Origin of the sequence: Rhodococcus sp. NPDC056743, assembly GCF_042790355.1 — a bacterium.
Classification (GTDB): Bacteria; Actinomycetota; Actinomycetes; order Mycobacteriales; family Mycobacteriaceae; genus Rhodococcus_F.
Map to the genome: position 1 here is coordinate 252,363 of NZ_JBHTZI010000002.1, position 23,840 is coordinate 276,202.

Below are 23,840 nucleotides of genomic sequence, written 5' to 3' on the forward strand. Positions count from 1 at the left end.
AGCTATGCGTCTGCTATTTCAGCTCATTTCGCAATGCGTACTCGGCGCGATCGCGCTGATCGTCGTGCATTTCGCTCTACCCGGAGTCAGTCTGAGCGTGAACGGCTTCTTGGCCGCTATCGGCGTATTCACCCTCGCCCACATGATTCTCGGCCCATTCGTGCTCAGCGTGGCACTGCACTACGCGGCTCCGCTCGCGGGCGGTGTCGGCCTGGTCGCCACGCTGCTCGCGCTCTGGGTCGCATCCATGGTCCACGATGGCATTGCGATCAGCGGCGTCGCGTCCTGGATCCTCGCACCGATCATCGTGTGGGTGATCACCGCATTGGGAGGGTGGATCTTCATGGCGCTGGTCATCGACAAGTGGATCAAACGACGCAATGCCGAAAAGCTCGTGCGCAGTGTACAGAAGGCATGAATGATCAGTGCGGAACCGGAACCCAAAGGAGTCAGGTATGACAACTCAGCCGCTCGATCGTCGCGTTCTTCTCGAGACTGCCCCGAACTTCCGTGACCTCGGCGGAATTCCCGTTGCCGGTGGCACCGTCCGTCCGGGCGCACTCTACCGATCGGCGACGCTCGCGAAACTCGCCGGCGACGACGTTGCCGCAGTCGCCGGCTTGGACGTCCGGACTGTGTACGACCTGAGGACCGCCGCGGAGCGCGACGGCGCACTCGATAATCTCCCCGCCTCGACCCGGACGGTCTGGCTCGACGTTCTCGCCGACAACGCCCAGAATGCCGCTGCCACCGGACTACTCATGACGGACCCGGCCGCGTACGCCGAGACCATCAGCGACGGACGTGGCATCGCACAGATGGAGGAAGCGAACCGCAACTTCGTGAGCCTGCCCTCCGCTCTCGACGCCTACCGCACGTTCTACCTCGACCTCATCGACGAAAAACGCACCGGGGCAGCACTTTTCCACTGCACCACCGGCAAGGATCGCACCGGGTGGGCCGCAACCTCCTTCCTGCTCCTCCTCGGCGCCGACGAAGCCGACGTCCGCGACGACTACCTGCAGACGAATACCGATCTGGCACCCATGACGGAACCGATACTCGCCTTCGCCGCCGGCAAAGGCGTTGACGCAGAACTGCTCCGACCCCTACTGGGAGTCCGTGACAGCTACTTCGACGCCGCCCTCGACGAGATGCGCACACACTTCGGCACCGTCGAGGACTACGCGATCAACGGACTCAAGCTCACCGCGGAGCAACTCACCACGCTCCGCGAGCGGTTCACATCCCGATCGGGCGTCATCCGCGCGACGTGATCGGGGCCCTGACAGGACAGGTATCTTCACCCTCGTCCCGCTTCTTTCGGCGATTGTCCACGCGAGTGACCACGACGACGGCGAGGATGCCCACCGCCAAGCCGAGCGCGGTGAACGGAGTGAAGGATTCTCCGAACATCAAAGCGCCCCAGACCGCGGTGACGGGAGCGATCAGGAACATCAACGTGTTGACTGACGTGATTCCGATGCGACGGAGCAACAACCAGTACAGTCCGTAACCGCCGAAGGTGGACAGCACGATCAACCAGAGCAATGCGATCCAGAATGTGTTGACACTCGGCGGGACGGCATTACCGGAAGCTACCGCTAAAGCCGTGAAAACTACTGCGCTGGTTGAGCAGTGAATCGCCAGAGCGTGCAGTGGCGGCGTGGACGCGGGAGCGCGTTGTTCGACGAAGGTCGATGCAACCAAGCCGAGCATCCCCAGGAACGGGATCGCGTACGACCACCACGGCGCTACTGTTCCGGCTCCGGCGTCGGCCGCGGTAACCATCGCGACGCCACCCAGTCCGATTGCCAATCCGACCCACTGCATTCGCGGGACTGCAACACCGAGGACCGGACCGAGCAGCGCGGCTGCCACCAGCGGCTGGATACCGTCGATCAACGCAGTGGTTCCGGTGTTCACGCCCAGATCGATTGCCCAGTACACCGACAACAGGTAACCGCTCTGGGAGAGCATCCCGATCACCACCTGCCTGCCGAAAGCCCGCGGGGTCGGCATCATGTTCCGGCGCCGGGCAGACAACCAGGCAATCGGGACGAGCACTGCAGCGAGCGGGAGGAACCGCCACATCAGCACCGTGGGGATATCGGCACTACCTGCGCCGAGCTTGGCTCCGATAAATCCCGAACTCCAGCACGCGACGAACAGAACCGACAAGGTAGCCGTCACGGCAGCTCTCGGGATGACAATCCGAGGTATACCGATCTGTTTACTCATGCAGTCGACTATACAGATCGGTATACTTTTGTCCATGGCAGAGGAATTTGCACCCGTACTGACTCCGAAAGCGCATCGCATCCTGGAGTCGGCGTCGAAGTTGTTCTACGAAAAGGGAATTCACGCAGTAGGGGTGGATACCGTCGCACTGGACGCCGGGGTCACGAAGAAGACCCTGTACGACCGGTTCGGCTCGAAGGACGGTCTCGTCGTGGAATATCTGAAGGACCGAGACCGGCGGTGGCGAGCCTTTCGGGATACAAAGCTCGCATCCGCCGGCGAGAGCCGCGCCGAACAGGTGAGTGCGGTGTTCGACGCTTCCGCTTCCTGGTCCGGGGAGAGCGGCGGCAAGGGGTGCAGCATGATCAACGCACACGCCGAGTTCAGTGATCGTTCGCATCCGGTGTTCGCCGTTATCGCCGAACAGAAGCAGGAGATGCTGGACCTTTTCCGACGGATCTTGTCGACGAAAGGGCACGCCGACGAAAGCCTCGTCGAGGCGATCATGCTGCTACACGAAGGCGCCCTCGTCGCAGACGGAATCGGCATCGGCTCCGCCCCCTTCGGAATCGGCCGGGACGCGGCGCTCGAATTGCTGAAGAACGCCGGGTGATCCGCGAAGTCCAGCATCGTCACCCAAACATCACTCCCCCACCCGCTTCGCCCCCACCGTCATTCCCCCACCCGCTTCGCCCCCACCGTCATTCCCCCACCCGCTTCGCCCCCACCGTGCACCTCGCAATCCCCAAATACCGCTCCACCAACTCGTCCGGCGACAATTCACCATCCGGTCGGTACCAATTCGCCACCGCCACGCACATCGTCACCACAGCCCGACTCGCGTCCACCGGGTACTCGGCGTCGAACGCACCCGCCCGAACTCCGTCGAGAATGATTCGGTCGACCTGCTTCTGCTGTTCGTCGCGCTGAGCGATGTAACTTGCCCGCCCATCCGGTTCCATACTCCGGAGCTCCGAAGATGCGATGAACGACTGCTCACGCCGAAACATGTGGAACCGCAACAATGATTCGATCACCGCATCGAAGCGATCCGACGGATCGGGACCGGCTTCGATCTCGGCGGCGCGACTTCGTTCGAGCAACTCGCCCATCACCACCGTGGTCAAACCGATGAGCAACGCCTGCTTCGACGGATAGTGGTGGTAGAGACCCGGCACCGAGAGTCCCGCTCGCGCCGCAATGTCGCGAATCGAGGCCCCGTGGTACCCCTGCTCGACAAACGCTTCCAACGCCGCCGCGAGAGGCCTGGACAGACCCAGGTCTTCGTAGTGTCGCCAGGATTCGGACGTTGCAGGCTCGTTTGTCATAACCGTTACCGTAGATCCACGTGCGCCGACACCGAACATGTCACCGTCATTGGTTACAGTCGGTGTCCACCGATAAACAAGGGACCAGTCATGATCCACGTTCGCCATTCCGCGGTTGCCGCCGTACCCGTTGACGTCGCATTTGCCTATATCGACGACTACCGGAATGTCCTGAACTGGATGTACGGCGTATCCGAGTTCTACCCCGACGGGGAGTTCGATCAAGGTTTGGGAGCCACTTTCGACGCGGCCATCCAAATTGGCCCGAGCACCGTGCGCTCGAAGCTCGAAATCACCGAGTGGGAGAAAGACCGCATCATCACACTGTCATCACTCGGCGACGTCGCCAACTCGTCTACCTGGGAATTTACGCGGGTAGACGACACCAAAACCGAGTTGGCGGTGGATTTTGCCTACAAACTTCCCGACGGTCTGACCGGCAAAGCGCTGGGCCTTGTAGTCGGGCCGTTCGTCGAGAACGCAGTCCGAAACAGCGAAGAAACTCTGCGCAAGAACCTCGAAGCTGAGTTCGCCCGCGGGCCCCGCTGAACTACCGCTCCAACCGGAGCGCGTTGGCCCAAATCTGGGTGGCGGTCTGGACTACGTCCTCGAATGGCACGGGCTTGCCGTCGGCGCCCGGTTCCTCGGAGACGAACACGCTGTACGCAAACCGACTCACCATCGATGAGAGTGCCCGCGACGCCAACAACGGATCCAGCGACGTGTCGGCCTTCCCTTCCGCTTGCAAGCGCTCGATGGCTTTTGCATTGCGAGTGATGAAGGTTGCGCCGCGGTCGCGTCGTAGTTTCGCGAAGACCGGATCGATCTGCGACACCTGTTCGAGCAGACCCATCAATTTTGCGTTGCGCTGGAACGCCGTCAGGTACGCGCGGTTGCTCGACTCGAGCACCGCGTAAGGGTTGTCTGCGTCGCGGACACGACCCATTCCGGGATGCAGCATGTCTTCCTGCGCAACTTCGAGGACAGCGGCAAAGATCTGCTCTTTGTTGTCGAAGTACGTGTAAAACGTGCCAGTGGAGCAGTTCGCTTCCTTCGTGATGTCGGTCAACCGGGCGTCGAGATACCCGGCGCGTTCGAACACAGTTCGAGCCGCCGCGACTAGAGAAGTCCTGGTCCGAACCCCGCGCGCCGTCACCGGGAGGTCACGTAAAAGCGCCGTTGCGGCCATGGACGGCGGCGGACGGTCTTCCCAGTTCTCCGAGGTGTCGGCGTTAGAAGTCACCTGCTACTTATACGGCAAAGTGGATGACCTCCCGTCATCGACGTCAGGTGATCGTGATCCCACCGTCGACGGCAATGGTCTGGCCAGTGACGTATCCACCCGCCGGGGAGGCCAGCCACACCATGGTTGCCGCGAGTTCTTCTGGGTCTCCCATTCGGCCCATGATCAAGCGGGGAGCCATCGATTCGAGGTAACCGTCGTTGTATTGGTCGGTCATTTCCGACTTGAAGAATCCCGGCGCGATGGCATTGACGCGGATGCCCTTGCGGGTTCCCCACTGCTGAGCCAGGTCGCGGGTCAACCCGACGATGCCGGCCTTGCTGGCTGCGTAAGCGGCCTGCGGCAGTCCGGCCGTGGTCAACCCGAGAATGCTGGAGATATTGACGATGGAACTGCCCGGGAGCATCACGCGGCCACACGCCTGCGCAGCCCAGTACGAGCCGTTGAGATTGATGTCGATGACGGAACGAAACTCGTCCGGAGTTTCGCGGGTTGCCGGAACCGCGGTTCCAACGCCGGCGTTGTTGACGAGAACGTCCACGCGACCGAACTTCTCCATCGCCGCGTCGACCATGTTCTGGGCCTGGGCCGGATCGACGATGTCGGTAGCCACGCACAACGCTTCACGGCCCGCATCACGCACGAGCTTGGCGGTGTCTTCGAGCTTGTCGACGCGCCTGGCGGCCAGCACGACGTCGGCTCCCGCTTCGGCTGCGGCTTTCGCAAATGCCACCCCGAGGCCCGACGACGCACCGGTCACGATGACAACTCGATCTGTCAGGGAGAACTTGTCGAGAACAGACATACGCGGTGATGCTCCTGTGGTCGAAGGGCTCGGGAGGAAGTAGCGCTTGCGGTCGAAACTACAGGCCGAGGTCGCGGCCGATGAGTTCCTTCATGATTTCGTTGGATCCGGCCCAGATCTTGGTGACGCGGGCGTCCATCCACGCGCGGGCGGCGCGGTACTCGGTCATGAAGCCGTAGCCACCGTGCAGCTGAACGCAATGGTCGAGAACCTCGTTCTGGACCTGCGCGGTCCACCACTTGGCCTTGGCTGCGTCGATCGCGGTCAGTTCGCCGGCGGCATGCGCCGCGACGCAGTTGTCGACGTAAGCCTGGGTGACCTCGACGCGAGTAACCAGATCTGCGAGAAGGAACTTGTTCCACTGCAGCGATCCGATGGGCTGGCCAAAAGCCTTGCGATCCTTGGCATATTGAATGGTCTCTTCGAGAATCGGGGCCGCGTGCGCAATGTTGGACACAGCAGCGCCGACGCGTTCCTGCGGCAGCATTTCCATCATGTGGATGAAGCCGCGGTCGATCTCGCCGATGATGTTGTTCGCAGGAACGCGGACGTTCTCGAAAAACAGTTCGGCGGTGTCGGATTCGTGCTGGCCGACCTTGTCGAGTTTGCGTCCGCGCTCGAAACCTTCCATGCCGGTTTCGACAGCGAAGAGGGTAATGCCCTTGGACTTCTTCTCGGGACTGGTGCGGGCCGCGACGATCACGAGATCGGCGTTGTAGCCGTTGGTGATGAAGGTCTTGGAGCCGTTGATGATCCAGTCGTCGCCGTCCTTGACCGCAGTGGTCTTGAGTGAGGCGAGGTCGGATCCGCCGGAAGGCTCGGTCATACCGATTGCGGTCAGCATTTCACCGGTGCAGAACTTGGGCAGCCAACGCTGCTTCTGCTCCTCGGTGGTGAGCTGAACGAGGTAGGGCGCAACAACGTCGGCATGGATACCGAAGCTCGACGCCACTGCAGCACTGGCACGTGAGAGTTCCTCGGCCAGAACCGCGTTGAATCGGTAGTCGCCGGCTTCACTTCCGCCGTACGCTTCCGGAACCTCGAGCCCGAGGAAGCCGTTGCGTCCCGCTTCGAGCCAGATATCGCGATCGATGAAGCGCTGGTCGATCAGCTTCTCTGCGACCGGAAGGATGTTCCGGTTGACGAATTCGCGAGCAGATTCGCGAAACGCCTCGTGATCGGGTCCGTACAGAGTGCGACGCATGAGGAGCTGCTTCCTTTCGGTGCGGCATTCCCGCACATGACGACCAATCTAAGCGCGTGCTTAGAATCTAAGCATCTGCTTATAGTGGTTCGAGAACGCGATATTGTCAACATCGACATCCGTGACACCTGGAGGAACTTGTGAGCGATTCACCTGACGTGGTGATCAGCCCCTCCAAAGCTGCTGCCCGGATCCGTGCGGCCGCCGTCGACGCGTTTGCCTCCGCCGGGTACGGCGGCACCACCACCCGTGACATCGCCGCACGCCTCGATATGAGTCCGGCCGCGATGTACCCGCACTACCGCTCGAAAGAAGAGTTACTATTCGCGATCAGCTACGAAGGTCACACCGAAGCGCTGAAGGTTGTCGAAGGCGCCGACCGACCAGGCGAGGAACCGTCCGTTCGCCTGAAGGAGCTGATCAGCACTTTCGCCAGCTGGCAGGCCGGGCACCACTCACTCGCTCGCGTTGTCCAATATGAACTCACTGCCCTCACACCAGAGCACTACCGGACCGTCGTCGCCCTTCGCCGAAGCACGACGCGAGTTGTCCGGGAGGTCGTCGACGCCGGCGTGCAATCGGGTAATTTCACGATCCCCGACGCAGAAGGCGTCACGCTCGCCCTCATGTCTCTGTGTGTCGACGTGTGCCGCTGGTTCCCGGCAGGTAACTACACGGATCCGGAAGACATCGGAAAACTGTACGGAGACTTGGCCTTACGCATGGTTGGGGCGAGCTGAGCGATGACGGACCCCTCGGAACTCACCGAGCGACATGGCAATTCCGAACAGGCCGACTGGGACATGCAGTTCCTGTCCGCCTTGACGAGGATGCTGTCGGAACGCCCGTGGGATACCGGCGTGTACGAAGTCGACCGCCTCGAGTGGGCCGATTCGGTCATGACGTTGGTCGTGAGGGTGTGGCGAGGTCAGAATTCTCGACTTGTCGGGTGGCGTGAGCACCTACCGACAATCCGGTCTGGATTCGGAATTGCGAGTCCCGCGTCCATCGCGGGCGCCTGGCACACCGGCGAGTTCTACCCTTGCTATCTCCCAGAACCATTTTTGCCCGATGCAGACGGCATTCACTGGGTCGGGCGAGGAAGGCCGTCGTTCCGAAGAGCACCGAAGTAGCTACTCTATTATCTCGCCGATCCGCCGCTCGAGAAACGCCTGTTCCGGCTGTGTCCCAACCAGTTTCAGAGCACGTTGGTACGCAGACACTGCTTCTGCGGTTCGGCCGAGCCGCGCCAGGAGTTCGCCGCGCGCAAGGTGATACGGATGGTAGTCGGCAAGTTTGGGCTCCGCGGAAAGTTCCTCCAGCGCAGTCAGACCGGCTTCTTCGCCGTCGCGCATCGCCAGCGCCACTGCCCGATTGACGGCGACGACGGGCGAAGGAGTCAGTGTGAGCAGCACTCCGTAGAGTGCGCAGATCTGCGGCCAGTCGGTGCTCTCCATATCTTCTGCCTCGTCGTGCAATGCAGCGATGGCGGCCTGCACCCCGTACGGCCCCGGCGCTCCCCCGGTCAACGCGATCACAACGAGGTCGCTGCCTTCCTCGATCATCGGCTTATCCCAGCGCCCGCGATCCTGGTCTTCGAGGAGCACGATCCCGCCGGCGGCGTCGGTACGGGCATCGCGACGCGAGTGGACGAGAAGCATCAATGCGAGCAACCCGGCGATCTCGCGCTCATCGGGAAGCAATGCGCGCAAGATCCTCGCCAGCCTGATCGCCTCTACCGCCAGGTCGACGCGTTGCAGATCCGGACCCGAACTCGCCGCGTACCCCTCGGTGAACACCGAATAGATCACCTGCAGAACACCGGGAAGGCGCTCCGGCAGTTCTTCGGCGCTGGGAGTTCGAAAGGGAATCCGAGCCTGACGGATCTTCTTCTTGGCACGCACGATCCGCTGCGCCATCGTCGCCGAAGGAACGAGGAAGGCCCGAGCGACCTCGGGCGTCGTCAACCCGCCCAGGCAACGCAAGGTGAGTGCGATTCGGTCGTCCTCGGCAAGCGCTGGGTGCGAGCAGGTGAAGAACAACTGCAACCGCTCGTCGGGAAGTTCCCCGTCGACCACGGGCGGCGCCGGGTCGGCTCGATCGGCGTCCACCTGCATCACAGCCAAACGAGCCGCATAGACCTGATCGCGCCGAAGCCTGTCGACGGCTTTACGACGCGCTGTGGTCAGCAGCCACGCACCGGGTTTGGCCGGCACGCCGTCCACCGGCCAATGCACCAACGCAGCCTCGACGGCTTCGGAGGTGACTTCCTCGGCAAGATCAAGGTCACCGAAACGGCGGACGAGCGAGGCCAAGAGTCGTCCACGTTCCTCCCGGAACACCGACTCGACGGAGTTCTCGGCCTCGACGGAGTTCTCGGCCTGCTCGTCCACTGCGAATCAGTCCCCGAACCCGGCCAGCGGACGCACCTCGACGCTGCCACCGTCGCGCGCGCCGGGGCATCGCGCGGCCCACGCCAGCGCCGCATCGAGATCCGGCACGTCGATGACGTCGTAGCCGCCGAGGATCTCACGGGTTTCTGCGAAGGGTCCGTCAGTGACGGTCTTTTCCCCGGACTGCGAGACCCGAACCGTCGTCGTGGTGGTCAAGTCGGCGAGGGCATCGCCGGACACCCAGATTCCGGCGTCCTTCATTTCCTTGTCGTACTGCTGCCAGTCCTCGAAGGTGCACTGGGATTCGGTGTCTCCGCCGGGTGCGGTGTAGATGAGCAACATGTACTTCATAGTCGACTCCTTGGTCTGTTGTTTCTCTTCTGGCTTTCTTGCCTTACAACATGACGACGAACGGTTCTCCCTCAAATCGACAGACGACTCGAAAAACTTTTTGCGCGGCCGCTCCGGATGCGGAAGATAGGCCGAGTTTATGTCCGAATGCGACCGTAGTGCTGGCGAGATCACTGTTGCGAAGCGCCTCCTCGCGCGCGAGATACCATTGGCGCTCGCTCGCCAGTCGACGTCGACCGAATCCGAAATGTCGCGATTGTCGCACTGACGCAATGTAATCCACCATCCTCAGGTACTACGTACAGCAGGGGAGGCGGTACTGCGGGAGGAGATCGAGCGGTACTTCGGGCATGAATATCTGGACTACAGAGGGACGCGAAGACGGGGCCTCTGTTGATGTGATGGACCTATGAAAAATCCGAACACTCGGAGGACACGTCGACCGCTCGCACTGGTCGCGATTGCCTCTGCAGCAGTATTCGCACTCGCCGCCTGCACCTCCGGATCTGATTCCGCGAAAACTTCGGAAAGCAGCACGAAGCTCCCCGCCACCGAGGCACCCGCAACGGTCACAGTTCCCGATACCACCGTCGGCAAACAGATCACGTGGCTTCTCGACGTGGTCAACACGAGCACACCATTGAACCAGGAAGAGATCGCCGGGCACTTCGGTCCCGGCGCACCGATCGTGTTAGCGCCTTCGGACTTCGACTCGATTCGCGCCGGGCAACCCTGGACCACAGTCGATTACACGGGCGGCGACACCGACGGCACCGTTACCATCACCAGCGCAACCGGCGGCTCGATCGACTTGAACGTCGTCGTCGACGGCAGCGGACTGATCCTGGGGATGGCGATTACGCCAACACCGACGCCACACATACCGGCCGCATCGTGGCGGGAACTCGAGACTGCCGTCGAAGCGCTCCCGGCACCGACCAATCTGACCATCACCGAGGTGACCGGAGGCAAGAACGCTGAAGTATTCAGCGTCGGTGACACGTCGGCGCAGCCCACGGGATCGACCATCAAGCTGTACGTCCTGGGCGCCGTTGCGACAGCCGTCAAGAAAGGAACGCTCAGTTGGGATCAGAAGCTCACCGTCACCGACGACCTCAAGTCGATGCCGGGCGGCACCATGCAGGACCTGCCGGCAGGAACCGAAGTCACGGTCCGGGAAACTGCCGGCAAAATGATCTCGATCAGTGACAACACCGCCACCGACATGCTGATCGCCGCGCTCGGGAGTGAACAGGTCGAGGCTGAATTCGTTGCGATGGGTATGGCGGATCCGTCATTGAACATTCCGCTCGAGCCGACCCGGGCACTGTTCCAACTCGGATGGGGCGACGACGGCGCACAACGCATCGCCTGGCGCGACGGGACTCCCGAGGAGCGACGCGCGATACTCGCTGCGCTCCCAACCGGCCTGGTAGACATCCCGCTGACCGCATTCACCACCCCGGCATGGCCGTTCGATATCGACTGGTTCGCCACTCCCGCCGACCTGCGTGCTGCGCTGGTCTCGCTGCAAGCGATGGCGAAAACCGAGAGCGGTGCACCGGTGCGGGACATCCTCGCTGAGGATCCGGCGCTGAGTGCCGAGTCCGCACAGTGGTTCACCTACGGCGGGTTCAAGGGAGGGAGTTCCATCGGAGTTCTTGCCGGGGCCTGGTACCTCGAACACGACGACCGCGCGTGGGTGGTCACGATGCAAACCCACGGCGAGGATGCCGCACTTGTCGCGGATCCGAAACTGTATTTCGATCCGGCCGATGACGCGATGCTCCTCATCCGCAAGGACGTCACCGGCTGATCAGCGGCCGAACTGTCGGGCCACGCCTATCGAATCCGAATTGCATTTCGCTTGGCCCGACAAGCTGCCGCTAGGCTGAAGTCTATGTCCGAACGCGACCGCGATGTCGGCGGAAAGCCACTCAACGCACGCCCACGCGACGGTCTCGGGCGCCCACTGCCTCGCGATGCGACGGACGGCGTCCCGCGTATTCCGGACGACGTGCGGCTGCCGCCGGACGAGTCGATCACCGAGGCACAACGCCTGCTCGATCACGGCATGCCCTTCCATGCGCACGAGATCCTCGAAGGAACATGGAAGAACGCTCCAGCCGAGGAGCGCGACCTGTGGCAGGGACTGGCTCAACTGGCCGTCGGACTCACACACTTGCTGCGCGGAAACACCACCGGCGCGGTGTCGCTGCTGACACAGGGGCACGATCGAATCAGACACTACGAGATCGAAAGTCCCCACGACCTCGACATTGCAGGTTTACTGACGTGGTCCGAGCATCTGATTGCCGAGATCGATCGTCCCGGCGATTTCCCCGCCCCTCCGATTCCGAGGTTGAGAATCCCCTGATGCCTATCTTCCCGATGTTTCCGCTCGGCTCCGCATTGCTCCCAGGGGAACTGTTGCCGCTGAACATCTTCGAGCCTCGGTACCGGGCGCTCGTCGAGAACGTTCTCCAGGCAGCTGACGGTCCGCTGTTCGGAGTTGTCCTTATCGCTCGCGGTCACGAGGTCGGCGGCGGGGAATCACGCCACGACGTCGGCACCCTGGCCCGCATCGAGTCTCACGTCGAGATGGGTGCCGGGCGATATCAGTTGTACTGCCGGACGGAAGACCGCCTTCGTGTCACACGGTGGCTGCCGGACGATCCTTATCCGCTTGCCGAGGTCGAATTGTGGCCGGACGAGAACAACGGAACCCCGGTCACCGCCTACGAATACGACTCGCTTCTCGAGCGCATCGAGTTCATGTACGGAATGTTGGGAAAGCTTGCACTTCGAGCTGGGGAACAGACTCCACGGATGCCTGCCCCACCGTCTCCCCTGGAGCCGTTGGGTTCTCGACTCTACGCCCTGGCCCGCAGTATTCCGATGGGCGACGCCGACCGCCTGGCGATATTGACCGCGCCCGGCGCCGACGAACGTATCCGCACACTGTCGGAGGCAGTCGAGAACACCATCGAGGTGGCGCAGTTCAATCTGCTCTGAGGGAAGTGGGTCGGTGTCCCAGGAATGCGGAAGGGCGCCTACTCGCTGTGTGCGAGTAGGCGCCCTTCACACCTTTTGCCAGGCGGTTCGTCAGCGCGGCTTCTGTGTCAGCGCGGCGACGGCCCCGTGACCAACGGCAGATCAGGATTACCCGCCCACGCCGTCATGGACCCGTCGTAGACACCGACGTCCTCACGGCCGGCCAAGGCAAGAGCGTGCGCAACTCCGGTGGCCGCGATGCCGCCGCCGCAATAGGTGACGACCTTTTTGTTGGTGTCGAGGAGTCCGGCCGCGTCGAACAGGGCTCGCAACTCCTCGACCGAGCGAAGCTCGCCGGTCTCCTGGTTACGCACCTCGAAAACCGGGAGATTCACGCTGCCCGGGATATGGCCGCGACGCGCGTACGTGTTGGTTTCGCCGCGGTAGGTGGCGGGATCGAGCACGTTGACCAGGATGGTCTCCGGGTCGTCGAGTGCTGCAGCCACGTCCTCGGTCGAGCGCAGCAACTCCGGCCTGCGGGCGCCGGTGAACGTGCGAGCTGTCGGGGTGGACACGGCGTCCGTCACGGGCAATCCGGCAGCCTGCCACGCACGCAACCCACCGTCGAGAACCGCGACCGAGTCGAAGCCCTCGAGGCGCAGGTGCCACCAGAGTCTGGTCGCCCAGAATCCGTCGTGCTGGTCGTAAATCACCACAGTTGCACCGTCACCGATACCCAAGGCACCGGCTGCCGCGGCAAATCGTTCCGAACTCGGGACGGTCCACGCCTCGGTGCTGTCCGGATCGGCAAAGTCGGTCAACAGGTCCGCGAACAGCGCACCCTCGATGTGTGCGGATCGGTACGACTCACCGCCGGACTCGGGGGTGTACGGACCGTCCGTGGGGACCGGCAGATGCGTGGTTGCATCCACGACGACAAGATTCTGATCGGCGACGTGACTCTTCAGCCACGCGACGTCGACGAGGGCAGGCAGGCTTTTGGTAGTCATCAGTTCCTCAGAAGAGTAAAGAATTGGTCAACTTCCTTTCTCACGCTAACCAATCTGACGACACACGACAACGAGATGCTCGCTACTGACATAAACCCTTGACAGAGACACCGGCGATTACGCCGGGATACGTCTACTAAGCCATCGTCTGACCCATGTCGATGACAATCTTCGTCCCGGTGACGGCGCGTGAGAGATCAGTCGCGAGGTAGACGACCGCGTTGGAGATGTCCTCGACCGTCGTGCGCGGGACGGAGGTGAGGGGCCACTTGTAGGAATTCATGTACTCCGGATAAGCCATGAGTACCTTGCCGACGTTGGGATCGTTGCCCATCTCGGTCTCGACTGCGCCCGGATGAATGCTGTTGACTCGAATGTCGAAGCTGCCCAATTCTGTTGCTGCAGTGCGGGCCAAGCCCACGAGGCCGTGCTTGGCAGCCGAGTAGTGCGCACAACCGGGGGCTTCGGCGACGCCGGCAGCGCTGCTGACAAGCACGATGGAACCACCGTTACCCGCCTCGATCATTGCAGGAACCGCAGCCGCCATCGTGCGCCACACACCATTGAGATTGATGTCGACCAGCGTCGACCACTGCTCTTCCGGCATCTCCCAGAAACGATTCCACGTCGCGATACCGGCGTTGGCAATCACGACGTCGAGGCGGCCGAACTTTTCGACGCCGGACGCCACTGCCGCGCGCAGCGCCTCGAGGTTGCGCACATCCGCTACGGCGGTGACGATCTCGCGACCCTCGGCTCGAACGAGGCGGGCCGTTTCTTCGAGGTCGGCTTCAGTTGCAGCTGCGTAGCCCACGTCCTCGGACACCGACGCGCACACGTCGACGGCAATGACATCGGCGCCTTCCTGCGCGAGCCGTATCGCATGGTTGCGACCCTGACCCCGCGCTGCGCCGGTGATGAAAACGACCTTGCCTGCCAACAGTTGTGTCATTCCACGGACGGTAATGCGACTGTGACCAGGCAAGGTCGTCTACTCCCGGACAACGGGAGCGGAAAAGAAAGCCAAGACGACGTCCTCCGCGCCCACTTCCGAACACCGGGACTGACGTTTGAATGTGTCCTGCATCACCGCCACTGTTGTCACTGAGCGGCGGGATACCCCCTGCCTCCGACGCAGTTGAGGACACCAAAGTCGTGAATGGAACGGTCACAACCTCCAAGGTCAGGCGAGCTACTCGGGAATCCATGCTGGCTCGCGTGACGTCGATTGTCGATGCATACACCTCACCGCACGAGAGGCTCAACCTCGAAGAACTGGCACTACGGACCGGACTGCCGCGATCGACCACCCACCGGATTCTCCTCGAGATGGTGGAACTCGATTGGCTGATGCGGCACGAACGTGCGTACCGCCTCGGACCGCGGGCACTGGGGACAGTCGGACCCGAAGTCGCGCAAGCTCATGTGCGGATTGCGGCCAACGACATCATTCGCGAGCTCTACCTGCGCACCGGCATGGTGATTCATCTCGGAGTTCTCCACGGTGGCCATGAGTACTTTCTGGACAAGATGGGTGGACCACTCGCAACCGCGTTGCGCTCACGCGTCGGTGCACGATTTCCCGCGCACCGCGGCGCGGGTGGACGCTCCATGCTTGCCCTGCTTTCCCCGGAAGAAGTCGATCCGATGATCGAGAGAAACCTTGCAGCCGTGCCTTATGGCGACCCTTGGGAATTGGATGCCCTGCACGCCGAACTTGCACGTATTCGTACGTCGCACGGCATCGCGTATCAATCGACCGGGAGGGTCGCGGGGTTCGGTTCCGGAAGAATCTCCAGCTTGGGTTGCGCGATAAGAACTCCCGACGGCGCAGTGGTGTCACTGTGCGTCGCGGGCGAAGCTGAGAAGGTTCATCTCGACCGAGTGACGCCACTGGTCAGAAAGGCCGCCGACGACCTCGCCGCCGCAGTCTGACCTGCCTTATCTCGATAGCCGAGATGCGGCGACTGTCCATTCACAGCCTTTGGCTTACTGATTCGAGTACGGCGTTAACTGCCCAAGAGGACGAGAGGAATCACCGTGGACGAATTCGAAGGCAAAGTTGCACTGGTCACCGGAGCAGCACGAGGCCAAGGACGTTCTCACGCAGTGTCTTTTGCCGAGCGAGGCGCCGACGTCGTCATTCTCGATCGGTGCGAAAATCGTGAGACCGTCACGTATCCGATGGCAACAGTCGAGGATCTGGACGAGACCGCACGGCTGATCGAGAAGACCGGACGCCGCGCGCTCATCGTACGGGCCGATGTGGCCGATCGAGCAGCGATGGACAGCGCAGTAGCGCAGGGAATCGCAGAATTCGGGCGTATCGACATTGCGGTCGCCAACGCCGGAGTGTCTGCAATGGGTGCCGTCCAAGGAACCTCGACAGCGCTGTGGGACGAAACCATCGGAAGCAATCTCACCGGAGTGTTCAATACCATCGGTGCCGTAGCGCCAGGGATGATCGAACGCGGATACGGCCGGATCATCACTATCTCGTCGATGCTCGGCCGCCAAGGTGCGACCAACACCGCGGCGTACGTCGCGTCCAAGTGGGGGGTCATCGGGCTGAGCAAGAGTTCTGCGCTCGATCTCGCACAGCACGGAATCACCGTCAATGTTGTTGCGCCCGGGAATATCAGCACTCCCATGGTCCACAACGAGAATCTCTATCGTCACATGCGTCCCGATCTGGAATCCCCCACTGCCAACGACGTGGAACCCATCTTCCGATCACTGCACAGCCAGCCCGTCGCCTGGCTCGATCCTTTCGAGATCAGCCGCGCCGTCCTCTTCTTCGCTGCCGAAGGCAGTGCCCACATCACCGGCACGGTCATGCCGGTCGACGCCGGTAACGCTGCCCGCGTCAGCGGCTGACCACTCGAACAGCATTCGACCGAAGGAACCTTTTCATGGCGACATCAGTACCCAACTCCGACGACGCAGTCCGCGAGATCGAGGCCAAGGACGCGCCCACCCGGTTTGCTCGCGGCTGGCACTGCCTCGGCCTCTCTCGCGAATTCAACGACGGAAAACCTCACTCGATCACCGCTTTCGGCACCAAGCTAGTCGTTTTTGCCGGAGAGAGCGGGGATCTGAAGGTACTGGACGCCTATTGCCGTCACATGGGTGGAGACCTGTCTCAGGGCGAGGTCAAGGGCGATTCGGTGGCGTGCCCGTTCCACGACTGGCGTTGGGGCGGCAACGGCAAATGCACGGGTATCCCGTACGCCCGCCGGGTACCGCCGCTAGCCCGAACACGCTCCTGGCCGACGCTCGATCAGGACGGAATGTTGTTCGTCTACAACGATCCCGAAGGAAAACCGCCCCCGGCCGAGGTCGCACCGCCGCGTATTCTCGGGGCGACATCCGACGAGTGGACGGATTGGAAGGGCTTCAAGCAGACAATTGTTCACACCAACTGCCGCGAACTGATCGACAACAACGTCGACATGGCACACTTCTTCTACATTCACGGTTCGTTCCCGACGTATTTCAAGAATGTCTTCGAAGGCCATGTTTCCGCGCAGTACATGAACGGGATGAGCCGCGAGGATATTCGTCCGCCCGCCAAGGACGGTCAACCACAGCTTCTCGGAAATAGCTCGGCAGCAGCCTATTACGGTCCGTCGTTCATGATCGACGAGTTGACCTACCACTACGACAAGTTCGATCTCGAGTCTATTCTGCTCAACTGCCACTACCCGATCGACGAGAACAGTTTCGTGCTGACGTACGGCGTGATCGTCAAGAAATCCGAACATCTTGATGCCGCATCGGCCGAACAGATGGCCGAAAACATGGGCACGTTCATCACCAGAGGTTTCGAGCAGGACGTCGAAATCTGGAGAAACAAAGCGCGCATCGACAATCCGCTTCTCTGCGAGCAGGACGGCCCGGTGTACCAGCTTCGCCGTTGGTACGAACAGTTCTACGTCGATGCCGCCGACGTCACGAACGACATGACCGACCGATTCGAATACGAACTCGACACTTCTCGCCCCGTCGAGTCGTGGCGCCAAGAGGTTGCCGACAACATGGCAGCGCGTCAGTGAGCAAGTCTGTTCAGATCACGTGCGGGACATGCTCGGGCGAGGTAGTGGTGAAGAAATTCAGTTGGCACCACACCACGGTGCAGTGGAACGCGGCGACGCTGTCGAGCTGCACCGAACTCGGTGCCCCTTCCACCGAGGCACACGATATCGCAGCGATGCGCAGCTGCCCACGGCTACGTGAAGCGATCAATGTGGCAGCCGTAGAGGGAAGGTTCGGCAACCTTGACTGACCCCTTCGACACAGCACCCGTGAGGAATTGGACATGAGCAGTTCGGCCACCGCGATAACAAACCTGCTGTACATCTACGCCGAGAACATCGACGCAGGCCGCCTCGAAGAAGCCGCGACGTTGTTCCGGCACGCGACGATACGTACTCGCGGCGGCACTGCACTCGACGAGGCGGGCCTGCTGAATTTGTGGCGTACCAATGTCAAGATCTACGACGACGGCACTCCGCGCACAAAACATGTCATCACCAATCCCATTCTCGAGATCGACGATGACGCCGGACTGGCGACGTGCCGTTCCTATTACACTGTGCTTCAGGCAACTTCGACACTGCCGCTTCAGGTCATCGCCGCCGGGCGGTACCACGACGAGTTCGAGTGCGCCGGCGAGATATGGCGTTTCGCGTCACGTGACTACTCGATGCTTGATTTGGTCGGCGATTTCAGCGGCCATCTCATGACTGCTCCAAGCCCGGCACCGGAGAACTGAGCTTCAGTCGACGATCACGACATGAAGATTTCGTGGTCCGTGAACACCTTCGACGCGCTCGAGTTCGATGTCGGAGGTTGCGGACGGCCCACTGATCATGGTGGTGGGCCGCTCGGGGGTCAGCTTTGCCATCGCCTCCGGCACACCCACTTCCACGCTTTCGCGGTGCACGACGCAGATGTGGGTGTCGGGAACCAGAGTCAACGCACGACGTCCCTGATCCGGGCCGGCATCGAGAAAGATGGTGCCGGTCTCGGCGCACGACACCCTGGACCCGGTAACCACCGCGTCCAGGCTCTCGAGCTCGGGCGCAGGCACTTCGGAGCTGTCGACCACCAGTTCGCCGCCGAAACCGGCAAGCCAGGAACGGTCGAGGCCAACCGGTATGCCAACGGTTTTCACATCGTTCGCGACACAAATATCGTTGATCGTCTCCGCAATATCCGTTGCGCTGCACTGATAGACCTGTGCCTTGTAGTCCACCAGACGATCGACCAGAAGCTCGATGCGCTCGGCATCGGGCAAAGATCTGCCGGTGCGGTAATGACGCGGGATTTCGGCATCGCGAGCCGGAGCAAGTGTGATCGCGTCGCGGATGCGTCCTAACACCAAGTCACGTGAACTCATTTGCCTGCCTTCCCTTCACGACGAGCCTCGTCCAATGCCGCTCGGCCTTCGTCTGAATCCCACCAGGATCGGAAGGTCTGCTTAGGCGGTGCCGGGATATCTCTGGCCGCGGTCCAACCGTTCAGAGGTGGCGGAAGCGTCGAAATCTTGCCCTTCTTGCCCGCCACGATGCGGCCCAGTCCAGCAGCCTTCTGCGCGGCAGTCCAGCGCGTCGACGAGGACATCGCGAACGACGCCGCCTTCATCGCTACCGATTCAGCCGTCACACCAGCTTGTTCCACCTTCTGATGCCTCAATTCGACAAGCAGCGAAGGAATGTCGATCTTCACCGGGCACGCGTCGAAGCACGCGCCACACAGGCTCGAGGCAAAGGGAAGCGTCGAGTTGGGGTCGTCCTTCCCGTGCATCCCGGCCAGTTGCGGTGTCAGCACCGCACCGATCGGTCCCGGATACGTTGATCCGTAGGCGTGTCCACCCGTGCGCTCGTACACAGGACACACGTTGAGGCAGGCCGAGCACCGAATGCAGTTGAGTGCCTCGCGGCCGATCTTGTCGGCCAACGCCGCGGTGCGGCCGTTGTCGAGCAGAACCAGGTGAAACTCCTGGGGGCCGTCACCGGGCGTGACACCGGTCCACATCGAGGTATAGGGGTTCATCCGCTCACCCGTCGAGGATCGCGGGAGGAGTTGGAGGAAAACCTCGAGATCCTGATACGTCGGCAGGATCTTCTCGATCCCCATCACGGTGATCAGAGTTTTCGGCAGTGTCAGGCACATACGTCCGTTGCCCTCGGACTCCACGACTGTAAGCGTGCCGGTATCCGCGATCCCGAAGTTTGCACCCGAAATAGCCACGGGGGTGGTCATGAACTTGTGGCGCAGAAACTTTCGCGCAGCGCCGGCAAGATCGGCCGGATTGTCCCCGAGATTCGGGTCCACATCGGGCATCTCACGCAGGAAGATCTCCCGAATCTCGGATCGATTGCGATGGATCGCGGGAACCAGAATGTGCGACGGTTTGTCGTGGCCGAGTTGGACGATCAATTCCGCGAGATCGGTCTCGTACGCCAGAATGCCTTGGGTTTCGAGGTGCTCGTTGAGTCCGATCTCCTGCGTTGCCATCGACTTGACCTTGATGACCTCGTCGGAGCCGGTGGCTTTGACAAGCTCGGTCACAATAGCGTTGGCCTCGTTGGCGTCTGCTGCCCAGTGAACGTGTCCGCCGCGAGCGATGACCGCGGCTTCGAACTGTTCGAGCAATTCAGGCAACCGTGCCATGACGTCGGTTTTGATCGCAGATCCGGCGTCGCGCAACTCTTCCCAGTCCGGGAGCTCACCGGTGACATGGAGACGCTTGGCACGAATGGTGTGTGTAGCTTTGCCGATATTGCGACGCAGTTGCGCATTTGCCAGCTCGTGATGCGCTGCGACGGGAAACTTTTCGGTTCCGCGTAGAAATCCCGCACCTTCGGGCGACCTCGGGGGGAAGCTGGGCAGACCTAGCGTCACGGCGCTCATGCGTGCACCCGGCTTTCCACCGATGCCAGGATCTCCGCGAGGTGAATGGTCTTGGCGCCCATCTGCAGTCGCGACATTCCGCCACCGATGTGCATCAGACAGGACGAGTCACCGGCGCTGCAGAACTCGGCGCCGGTGTCGGCCACATGGCGAATCTTGTCGGCCAGCATGGCCGTCGACGTCTCAGCGTTCTTGATGGCAAACGTGCCGCCGAATCCGCAGCAGGAATCCGCTTCGGGGAGTTCCACCAGATCGATGTCTCGAACGTTGCGCAGCAACTGCAGCGGCTTGTCGCCTACTCGCAGCATGCGCAGCGAGTGACAGGTCGGGTGATAGGTGACCCGGTGCGGGAAGTAAGCACCCACATCGGTGACGCCCAGAACGTCGACCAGAAATTCGGAGAGTTCGTACGTCTTGGCCTTCACCGTCTGCACCTGCCCACACAGCGACGCGGTGCCGTAGCGCTCGGCAACAACCTCATGCTGATGGCGGACAGATCCCACACACGATCCCGACGGCGCAACCACAGCGTCGATCGACGTGTCACCGAACGTATCGGCGTAGTTCGCGACCAACGGCAGCGCACCCGGCTGGTAGCCGGTGTTGACGTGCATCTGCCCGCAGCAGGTCTGTCCGGGCGGAAACACGACGTCGTGCCCAAGACGGGTGAGCAGGAGGGCGGTGGCCTTGGCCGCATCGGGAAACATCGTGTCTCCGATACAGGTGGCGAACAGCGCTACTCGCATGTGATCTCCGCAATCTATCGGTGTGGTCAGACCACAGTAAAGCACGGTCAGCGCCACAAGGAACCCGAATACCCCGAATCGACAAGAAATCCACACAACGCTCGATTGTGAGCCGGGTCATGGTGTACGTTCCTGTGGTCCGACCACACAAACCGTCATTTCGACCGCCCGTCAGGAGAAACCTGTGGCTACCGAGCTACTTGCGGTGAGTTTCACACCGTCCACTACCGCGATCGGCGGGTCGTTGACCGCGTCGGCGCTCGTCGGGCTACTTCCCCTGGCGACGTTCTTCGTCCTCCTGGCCGGGTTCAAACTCAAAGCCTGGTACTCAGGACTCGGCGCACTGGCCGTTGCGGCGATTGTTGCTGTGGTCGGCTTCGACATGCCCGCGTCACTGACGGCACTCTCGGCCCTCCAGGGCATCACGTTCGGACTCTTTCCGGTCATGTGGATCGTGGTCACCGCAATCTGGTTCTACGAACTAACGGTCGTCAGCGGACGATTCGAAGACCTCCGACGCGTCTTCAACACCGTCGGCCGCGGCGACATGCGCGTGCAGGCCATGCTCATCGCATTCTGTTTCGGCGGAATGCTCGAAGCGCTCGCCGGCTTCGGTGCACCCGTCGCGATCACCGGCGCCATGCTCATCGCCATCGGAATGCCGCCGATCCGCGCGGCTGTGACCGTCCTGGTGGCCAACACTGCACCGGTTGCCTTCGGCGCCATGGCAATTCCGATCACGACGGCCGGTAATCTGACAGGCATTCCCGCTACCGAGATCGCAGCCGTCGTCGGTCGTCAGACACCGATCCTGGCACTGTTCGTACCGCTTCTACTCCTGTTCCTGGTCGACGGAAAACGCGGAATGAAGCAGGTCTGGCCCATTGCATTGGTCACCGGCGCCGTCTTCGCCCTGGCCCAGTTCTGGTGCTCTAGCCACTTCTCGTACGAATTGACCGACGTAGTCGCCTCTCTCGCCGGTCTCGCGGCTGCGGTCACGATGCTGCGATTCTGGCGTCCCGCAACCCCCGACGATCAGCGCTCCAAGGTCGAGCCCGAAAAGCTCAGTCCGTCACGAACTTTCCTGGCACTCTTCCCCTACCTACTGGTAATCGTAGTCTTCGGCGTCGCCAAGCTCTGGACCGCCGGATTCGACCTCCCCGCCTGGCTGAGCAAGACCGATCGCAAGGTCGAATGGCCAGGACTGTACGGAAATCTACTGACCGACACGGGAACTCCCTCGTCGAGCGCGATCTACACGTTCTCCTGGCTGTCCAACCCCGGCACACTGCTCTTGATCTGCGGCATCATCGTCACGGCGGTGTACGGATTCTGGACTCACGGCGGACGCTTCCCGTTGACCGCCAGGCAATCGCTGACCACCTTCGGCACAACAGTCGTCAAGATGCGTCTGGCCATCGCAACGGTCGCCACTGTGCTCGGCCTGAGCTACGTCATGAACCAGTCCGGACAGACCGTCTCGATCGGCACTTGGCTGGCGGGCACCGGCGCTGCATTTGCCTTCTTCTCCCCCATGCTCGGTTGGCTCGGTACAGCCGTGACCGGTTCAGACACTTCCGCAAACGCCCTGTTCGCCAAGCTGCAGCAGGTGGCGGGACAGACTGCGGGCATCGATCCGACGCTCTTGGTTGCGGCCAATACATCGGGTGGCGTCGTAGGAAAGCTGGTCAGCCCCCAAAACCTGACGATCGCCGCGACGGCAGTCGGCCAGCTGGGCAGCGAGCCCATCCTGCTGCGCAAGGTCATCGGATACAGCCTCGTCATGCTGCTGGTCCTGTGCACCCTCGTGTATCTGCAGTCCACACCGGTCCTGTCGTGGATGCTCCCCTAGTCGCCACCTAGGCTCTTGGCTCATGCCCTCCGATTCAAGTCCACGCGCGTGGGAACAAGTACTGACGCACTTGGAGAAGCGGCTGACCTCGGGAGAAGTTGTCCCGGGGCAGCGGCTTCCGGGTGAGCGCATCCTGGCGGCCGAACTCGGCGTCGGCCGATCGTCGGTACGTGAGGCCCTACGCGTCATGGAAGCGCTCGGACTGCTCAAAGCCCAGACAGGGTCCGGCCCGACCTCTGGCGCGATGATCGTCGCTCGGCCTACCGGCGGCATGACCATGTTGATGCGGATGCAAGTTGCCGCACAAGGGTTTCCGGTAACAGATGTAGTGAAAACTCGGCTGGTCCTCGAAGCCGAGGTAATGCAGGAACTTGCGCGGACGCAACCCACGCCGGATCTCGGTGCCGCCGTCGAGTTACTCGATTCCATGGACAACCTTGATCTCAGCGCACACGAGTTCCTGATCCTCGACGCACAATTCCACGTTGCATTGGCCGATGCGGCCGGCAACCAGGTTGTCGCCGCGATGATGGCCGGCCTCCGCGAATCCATCGAGGCGTACGTCCTCTCCGGTGTAAATCTCGAGTCCTGGCCGACCACATGCTGCCGCCTCCGCCATGAACACCGCGGAATAGTCGACGCCGTGCAGGCTGGAGATCCTGAGTTGGCACGCGAACGCATCATCGGTCACATCCGTGGCTACTACGCCGAAAGCGCCCATTCAGGAGCCTGAACCGGGGTTGGTAATTGCACCC

General features: G+C 61.8%; 28 protein-coding genes. 16 read left to right on the forward strand and 12 right to left on the reverse strand.

All coding sequences use genetic code 11. The features are described from left to right. Positions 1-4 precede the first annotated feature (4 nt). Positions 5-418 carry a hypothetical protein gene (locus tag ACFRFQ_RS05630; RefSeq protein ID WP_378654169.1) on the forward strand — a complete coding sequence of 138 codons (414 nt, stop codon included), beginning with the start codon at positions 5-7 and terminating at the stop codon, positions 416-418. Positions 419-455: 37 nt separating this feature from the next. Beyond that, positions 456-1,277: a tyrosine-protein phosphatase gene (locus ACFRFQ_RS05635; protein ID WP_378654172.1), complete on the forward strand. Its 822-nt coding sequence runs from the start codon at positions 456-458 to the stop codon at positions 1,275-1,277. Here the strand turns inward: ACFRFQ_RS05635 and ACFRFQ_RS05640 are convergent. Beyond that, positions 1,261-2,193, reverse strand: coding sequence for a DMT family transporter (locus ACFRFQ_RS05640; protein ID WP_378655063.1), 933 nt, complete (start codon positions 2,191-2,193; stop codon positions 1,261-1,263). The two genes, ACFRFQ_RS05635 and ACFRFQ_RS05640, sit on opposite strands and share 17 nt — an antisense overlap. Positions 2,194-2,275: 82 nt before the next feature. Between ACFRFQ_RS05640 and ACFRFQ_RS05645 the strand changes: the two genes are divergently transcribed. Further along, complete coding sequence (locus ACFRFQ_RS05645) at positions 2,276-2,854, forward strand: TetR/AcrR family transcriptional regulator (RefSeq protein ID WP_378654175.1); 579 nt, start codon at positions 2,276-2,278, stop codon at positions 2,852-2,854. A gap of 88 nt (positions 2,855-2,942) precedes the next feature. Here ACFRFQ_RS05645 and ACFRFQ_RS05650 read toward each other — a convergent pair whose 3' ends face one another. Continuing rightward, positions 2,943-3,569 carry a TetR/AcrR family transcriptional regulator gene (locus ACFRFQ_RS05650; RefSeq protein WP_378654177.1) on the reverse strand — a complete coding sequence of 209 codons (627 nt, stop codon included), beginning with the start codon at positions 3,567-3,569 and terminating at the stop codon, positions 2,943-2,945. A 90-nt stretch (positions 3,570-3,659) separates the two neighbouring features. Here ACFRFQ_RS05650 and ACFRFQ_RS05655 point away from each other — a divergent pair, with 90 nt between their 5' ends. Next, a complete protein-coding gene (locus ACFRFQ_RS05655; protein WP_378654180.1) occupies positions 3,660-4,118 on the forward strand; it encodes an SRPBCC family protein in 459 nt (152 codons plus the stop codon). A 1-nt stretch (position 4,119) separates the two neighbouring features. Here the strand turns inward: ACFRFQ_RS05655 and ACFRFQ_RS05660 are convergent, their stop codons facing one another. From ACFRFQ_RS05660 to ACFRFQ_RS05670, 3 genes are all read right to left on the reverse strand, one after another. After that, entirely contained in the window at positions 4,120-4,758 is a 639-nt protein-coding gene (locus tag ACFRFQ_RS05660) for a TetR/AcrR family transcriptional regulator (RefSeq protein ID WP_378655065.1), read from the reverse strand. 97 nt (positions 4,759-4,855) lie between these two features. After that, positions 4,856-5,617 (reverse strand): SDR family NAD(P)-dependent oxidoreductase, encoded by a 762-nt coding sequence (locus tag ACFRFQ_RS05665; protein WP_378654182.1) that lies wholly within the window; start codon positions 5,615-5,617, stop codon positions 4,856-4,858. Between the two features lie 58 nt (positions 5,618-5,675). Further along, entirely contained in the window at positions 5,676-6,821 is a 1,146-nt protein-coding gene (locus ACFRFQ_RS05670) for an acyl-CoA dehydrogenase family protein (protein WP_378654185.1), read from the reverse strand. Positions 6,822-6,961: 140 nt separating this feature from the next. On the opposite strand from ACFRFQ_RS05670, the gene ACFRFQ_RS05675 reads away from it, so the two are divergent. Both ACFRFQ_RS05675 and ACFRFQ_RS05680 read left to right on the forward strand, forming a co-directional pair. After that, positions 6,962-7,561, forward strand: coding sequence for a TetR/AcrR family transcriptional regulator (locus ACFRFQ_RS05675; RefSeq protein ID WP_378654188.1), 600 nt, complete (start codon positions 6,962-6,964; stop codon positions 7,559-7,561). Positions 7,562-7,564: 3 nt separating this feature from the next. Beyond that, positions 7,565-7,954 carry a hypothetical protein gene (locus ACFRFQ_RS05680; RefSeq protein WP_378654191.1) on the forward strand — a complete coding sequence of 130 codons (390 nt, stop codon included), beginning with the start codon at positions 7,565-7,567 and terminating at the stop codon, positions 7,952-7,954. Here the strand turns inward: ACFRFQ_RS05680 and ACFRFQ_RS05685 are convergent, their stop codons facing one another. Both ACFRFQ_RS05685 and ACFRFQ_RS05690 read right to left on the reverse strand, forming a co-directional pair. After that, positions 7,955-9,214, reverse strand: a complete 1,260-nt coding sequence (locus tag ACFRFQ_RS05685; protein WP_378654193.1) for an RNA polymerase sigma factor — start codon at positions 9,212-9,214, stop codon at positions 7,955-7,957. It lies immediately after the preceding gene. A 6-nt stretch (positions 9,215-9,220) separates the two neighbouring features. Then, the gene (locus ACFRFQ_RS05690; protein ID WP_138870597.1) at positions 9,221-9,565 is read right to left on the reverse strand and encodes a YciI family protein; all 345 of its coding nucleotides are present in this window, start codon (positions 9,563-9,565) and stop codon (positions 9,221-9,223) included. A 409-nt stretch (positions 9,566-9,974) separates the two neighbouring features. On the opposite strand from ACFRFQ_RS05690, the gene ACFRFQ_RS05695 reads away from it, so the two are divergent. From ACFRFQ_RS05695 to ACFRFQ_RS05705, 3 genes are all read left to right on the forward strand, one after another. Further along, positions 9,975-11,381, forward strand: coding sequence for a serine hydrolase (locus tag ACFRFQ_RS05695; protein ID WP_378654196.1), 1,407 nt, complete (start codon positions 9,975-9,977; stop codon positions 11,379-11,381). Between the two features lie 84 nt (positions 11,382-11,465). Beyond that, positions 11,466-11,942: a DUF309 domain-containing protein gene (locus ACFRFQ_RS05700; RefSeq protein WP_378654199.1), complete on the forward strand. Its 477-nt coding sequence runs from the start codon at positions 11,466-11,468 to the stop codon at positions 11,940-11,942. Then, the gene (locus tag ACFRFQ_RS05705) at positions 11,942-12,580 is read left to right on the forward strand and encodes an LON peptidase substrate-binding domain-containing protein (RefSeq protein WP_378654201.1); all 639 of its coding nucleotides are present in this window, start codon (positions 11,942-11,944) and stop codon (positions 12,578-12,580) included. The genes ACFRFQ_RS05700 and ACFRFQ_RS05705 overlap by 1 nt, the downstream gene beginning before the upstream one ends. Positions 12,581-12,687: 107 nt before the next feature. Here ACFRFQ_RS05705 and ACFRFQ_RS05710 read toward each other — a convergent pair whose 3' ends face one another. Beyond that, complete coding sequence (locus ACFRFQ_RS05710) at positions 12,688-13,569, reverse strand: sulfurtransferase (RefSeq protein WP_378654204.1); 882 nt, start codon at positions 13,567-13,569, stop codon at positions 12,688-12,690. Positions 13,570-13,705: 136 nt separating this feature from the next. After that, positions 13,706-14,521, reverse strand: coding sequence for a mycofactocin-coupled SDR family oxidoreductase (locus ACFRFQ_RS05715; RefSeq protein WP_378654206.1), 816 nt, complete (start codon positions 14,519-14,521; stop codon positions 13,706-13,708). Positions 14,522-14,724: 203 nt separating this feature from the next. Here ACFRFQ_RS05715 and ACFRFQ_RS05720 point away from each other — a divergent pair, with 203 nt between their 5' ends. The 5 genes from ACFRFQ_RS05720 to ACFRFQ_RS05740 all read left to right on the forward strand — a co-directional run bounded on the left by ACFRFQ_RS05720 (position 14,725) and on the right by ACFRFQ_RS05740 (position 18,343). After that, the gene (locus ACFRFQ_RS05720; protein ID WP_378654209.1) at positions 14,725-15,504 is read left to right on the forward strand and encodes an IclR family transcriptional regulator; all 780 of its coding nucleotides are present in this window, start codon (positions 14,725-14,727) and stop codon (positions 15,502-15,504) included. 105 nt (positions 15,505-15,609) lie between these two features. After that, the gene (locus tag ACFRFQ_RS05725; protein ID WP_378654212.1) at positions 15,610-16,446 is read left to right on the forward strand and encodes a mycofactocin-coupled SDR family oxidoreductase; all 837 of its coding nucleotides are present in this window, start codon (positions 15,610-15,612) and stop codon (positions 16,444-16,446) included. Positions 16,447-16,481: 35 nt separating this feature from the next. After that, the gene (locus ACFRFQ_RS05730; protein WP_378654215.1) at positions 16,482-17,624 is read left to right on the forward strand and encodes a Rieske 2Fe-2S domain-containing protein; all 1,143 of its coding nucleotides are present in this window, start codon (positions 16,482-16,484) and stop codon (positions 17,622-17,624) included. Further along, positions 17,621-17,854, forward strand: a complete 234-nt coding sequence (locus tag ACFRFQ_RS05735) for a hypothetical protein (RefSeq protein ID WP_378654217.1) — start codon at positions 17,621-17,623, stop codon at positions 17,852-17,854. Before ACFRFQ_RS05730 ends, ACFRFQ_RS05735 begins: the two co-directional genes overlap by 4 nt. Before the next feature lie 33 nt (positions 17,855-17,887). Further along, entirely contained in the window at positions 17,888-18,343 is a 456-nt protein-coding gene (locus ACFRFQ_RS05740) for a nuclear transport factor 2 family protein (RefSeq protein ID WP_378654220.1), read from the forward strand. Positions 18,344-18,346: 3 nt separating this feature from the next. Here ACFRFQ_RS05740 and ACFRFQ_RS05745 read toward each other — a convergent pair whose 3' ends face one another. The 3 genes from ACFRFQ_RS05745 to ACFRFQ_RS05755 are packed head-to-tail and all read right to left on the reverse strand — an operon-like array spanning position 18,347 to position 21,233. Then, positions 18,347-18,970 carry a lactate utilization protein C gene (locus ACFRFQ_RS05745; RefSeq protein WP_378654223.1) on the reverse strand — a complete coding sequence of 208 codons (624 nt, stop codon included), beginning with the start codon at positions 18,968-18,970 and terminating at the stop codon, positions 18,347-18,349. Continuing rightward, a complete protein-coding gene (locus ACFRFQ_RS05750; RefSeq protein ID WP_378654226.1) occupies positions 18,967-20,487 on the reverse strand; it encodes a LutB/LldF family L-lactate oxidation iron-sulfur protein in 1,521 nt (506 codons plus the stop codon). The genes ACFRFQ_RS05745 and ACFRFQ_RS05750 overlap by 4 nt, the downstream gene beginning before the upstream one ends. After that, entirely contained in the window at positions 20,484-21,233 is a 750-nt protein-coding gene (locus tag ACFRFQ_RS05755; protein WP_378654228.1) for a (Fe-S)-binding protein, read from the reverse strand. Before ACFRFQ_RS05755 ends, ACFRFQ_RS05750 begins: the two co-directional genes overlap by 4 nt. A 184-nt stretch (positions 21,234-21,417) precedes the next feature. Between ACFRFQ_RS05755 and ACFRFQ_RS05760 the strand changes: the two genes are divergently transcribed. Together ACFRFQ_RS05760 and ACFRFQ_RS05765 are read left to right on the forward strand one after the other, a co-directional pair. Beyond that, positions 21,418-23,085, forward strand: coding sequence for an L-lactate permease (locus ACFRFQ_RS05760; RefSeq protein WP_378654231.1), 1,668 nt, complete (start codon positions 21,418-21,420; stop codon positions 23,083-23,085). A gap of 22 nt (positions 23,086-23,107) precedes the next feature. After that, entirely contained in the window at positions 23,108-23,818 is a 711-nt protein-coding gene (locus tag ACFRFQ_RS05765) for a FadR/GntR family transcriptional regulator (RefSeq protein ID WP_378654234.1), read from the forward strand. Positions 23,819-23,840: the final 22 nt, after the last annotated feature.

Bases quoted from the DNA above. Each gene is read 5' to 3' on its own strand.
- ACFRFQ_RS05630 (WP_378654169.1), top strand. From the start codon at position 5: ATGCGTCTGCTATTTCAGCTCATTTCGCAATGCGTACTCGGCGCGATC.
- ACFRFQ_RS05635 (WP_378654172.1), top strand. From the start codon at position 456: ATGACAACTCAGCCGCTCGATCGTCGCGTTCTTCTCGAGACTGCCCCG.
- ACFRFQ_RS05645 (WP_378654175.1), top strand. From the start codon at position 2,276: ATGGCAGAGGAATTTGCACCCGTACTGACTCCGAAAGCGCATCGCATC.
- ACFRFQ_RS05650 (WP_378654177.1), bottom strand. From the start codon at position 3,569: ATGACAAACGAGCCTGCAACGTCCGAATCCTGGCGACACTACGAAGAC.
- ACFRFQ_RS05655 (WP_378654180.1), top strand. From the start codon at position 3,660: ATGATCCACGTTCGCCATTCCGCGGTTGCCGCCGTACCCGTTGACGTC.
- ACFRFQ_RS05660 (WP_378655065.1), bottom strand. From the start codon at position 4,758: ATGGCCGCAACGGCGCTTTTACGTGACCTCCCGGTGACGGCGCGCGGG.
- ACFRFQ_RS05665 (WP_378654182.1), bottom strand. From the start codon at position 5,617: ATGTCTGTTCTCGACAAGTTCTCCCTGACAGATCGAGTTGTCATCGTG.
- ACFRFQ_RS05670 (WP_378654185.1), bottom strand. From the start codon at position 6,821: ATGCGTCGCACTCTGTACGGACCCGATCACGAGGCGTTTCGCGAATCT.
- ACFRFQ_RS05680 (WP_378654191.1), top strand. From the start codon at position 7,565: ATGACGGACCCCTCGGAACTCACCGAGCGACATGGCAATTCCGAACAG.
- ACFRFQ_RS05690 (WP_138870597.1), bottom strand. From the start codon at position 9,565: ATGAAGTACATGTTGCTCATCTACACCGCACCCGGCGGAGACACCGAA.
- ACFRFQ_RS05695 (WP_378654196.1), top strand. From the start codon at position 9,975: ATGAAAAATCCGAACACTCGGAGGACACGTCGACCGCTCGCACTGGTC.
- ACFRFQ_RS05700 (WP_378654199.1), top strand. From the start codon at position 11,466: ATGTCCGAACGCGACCGCGATGTCGGCGGAAAGCCACTCAACGCACGC.
- ACFRFQ_RS05705 (WP_378654201.1), top strand. From the start codon at position 11,942: ATGCCTATCTTCCCGATGTTTCCGCTCGGCTCCGCATTGCTCCCAGGG.
- ACFRFQ_RS05710 (WP_378654204.1), bottom strand. From the start codon at position 13,569: ATGACTACCAAAAGCCTGCCTGCCCTCGTCGACGTCGCGTGGCTGAAG.
- ACFRFQ_RS05715 (WP_378654206.1), bottom strand. From the start codon at position 14,521: ATGACACAACTGTTGGCAGGCAAGGTCGTTTTCATCACCGGCGCAGCG.
- ACFRFQ_RS05730 (WP_378654215.1), top strand. From the start codon at position 16,482: ATGGCGACATCAGTACCCAACTCCGACGACGCAGTCCGCGAGATCGAG.
- ACFRFQ_RS05740 (WP_378654220.1), top strand. From the start codon at position 17,888: ATGAGCAGTTCGGCCACCGCGATAACAAACCTGCTGTACATCTACGCC.
- ACFRFQ_RS05745 (WP_378654223.1), bottom strand. From the start codon at position 18,970: ATGAGTTCACGTGACTTGGTGTTAGGACGCATCCGCGACGCGATCACA.
- ACFRFQ_RS05750 (WP_378654226.1), bottom strand. From the start codon at position 20,487: ATGAGCGCCGTGACGCTAGGTCTGCCCAGCTTCCCCCCGAGGTCGCCC.
- ACFRFQ_RS05755 (WP_378654228.1), bottom strand. From the start codon at position 21,233: ATGCGAGTAGCGCTGTTCGCCACCTGTATCGGAGACACGATGTTTCCC.
- ACFRFQ_RS05765 (WP_378654234.1), top strand. From the start codon at position 23,108: ATGCCCTCCGATTCAAGTCCACGCGCGTGGGAACAAGTACTGACGCAC.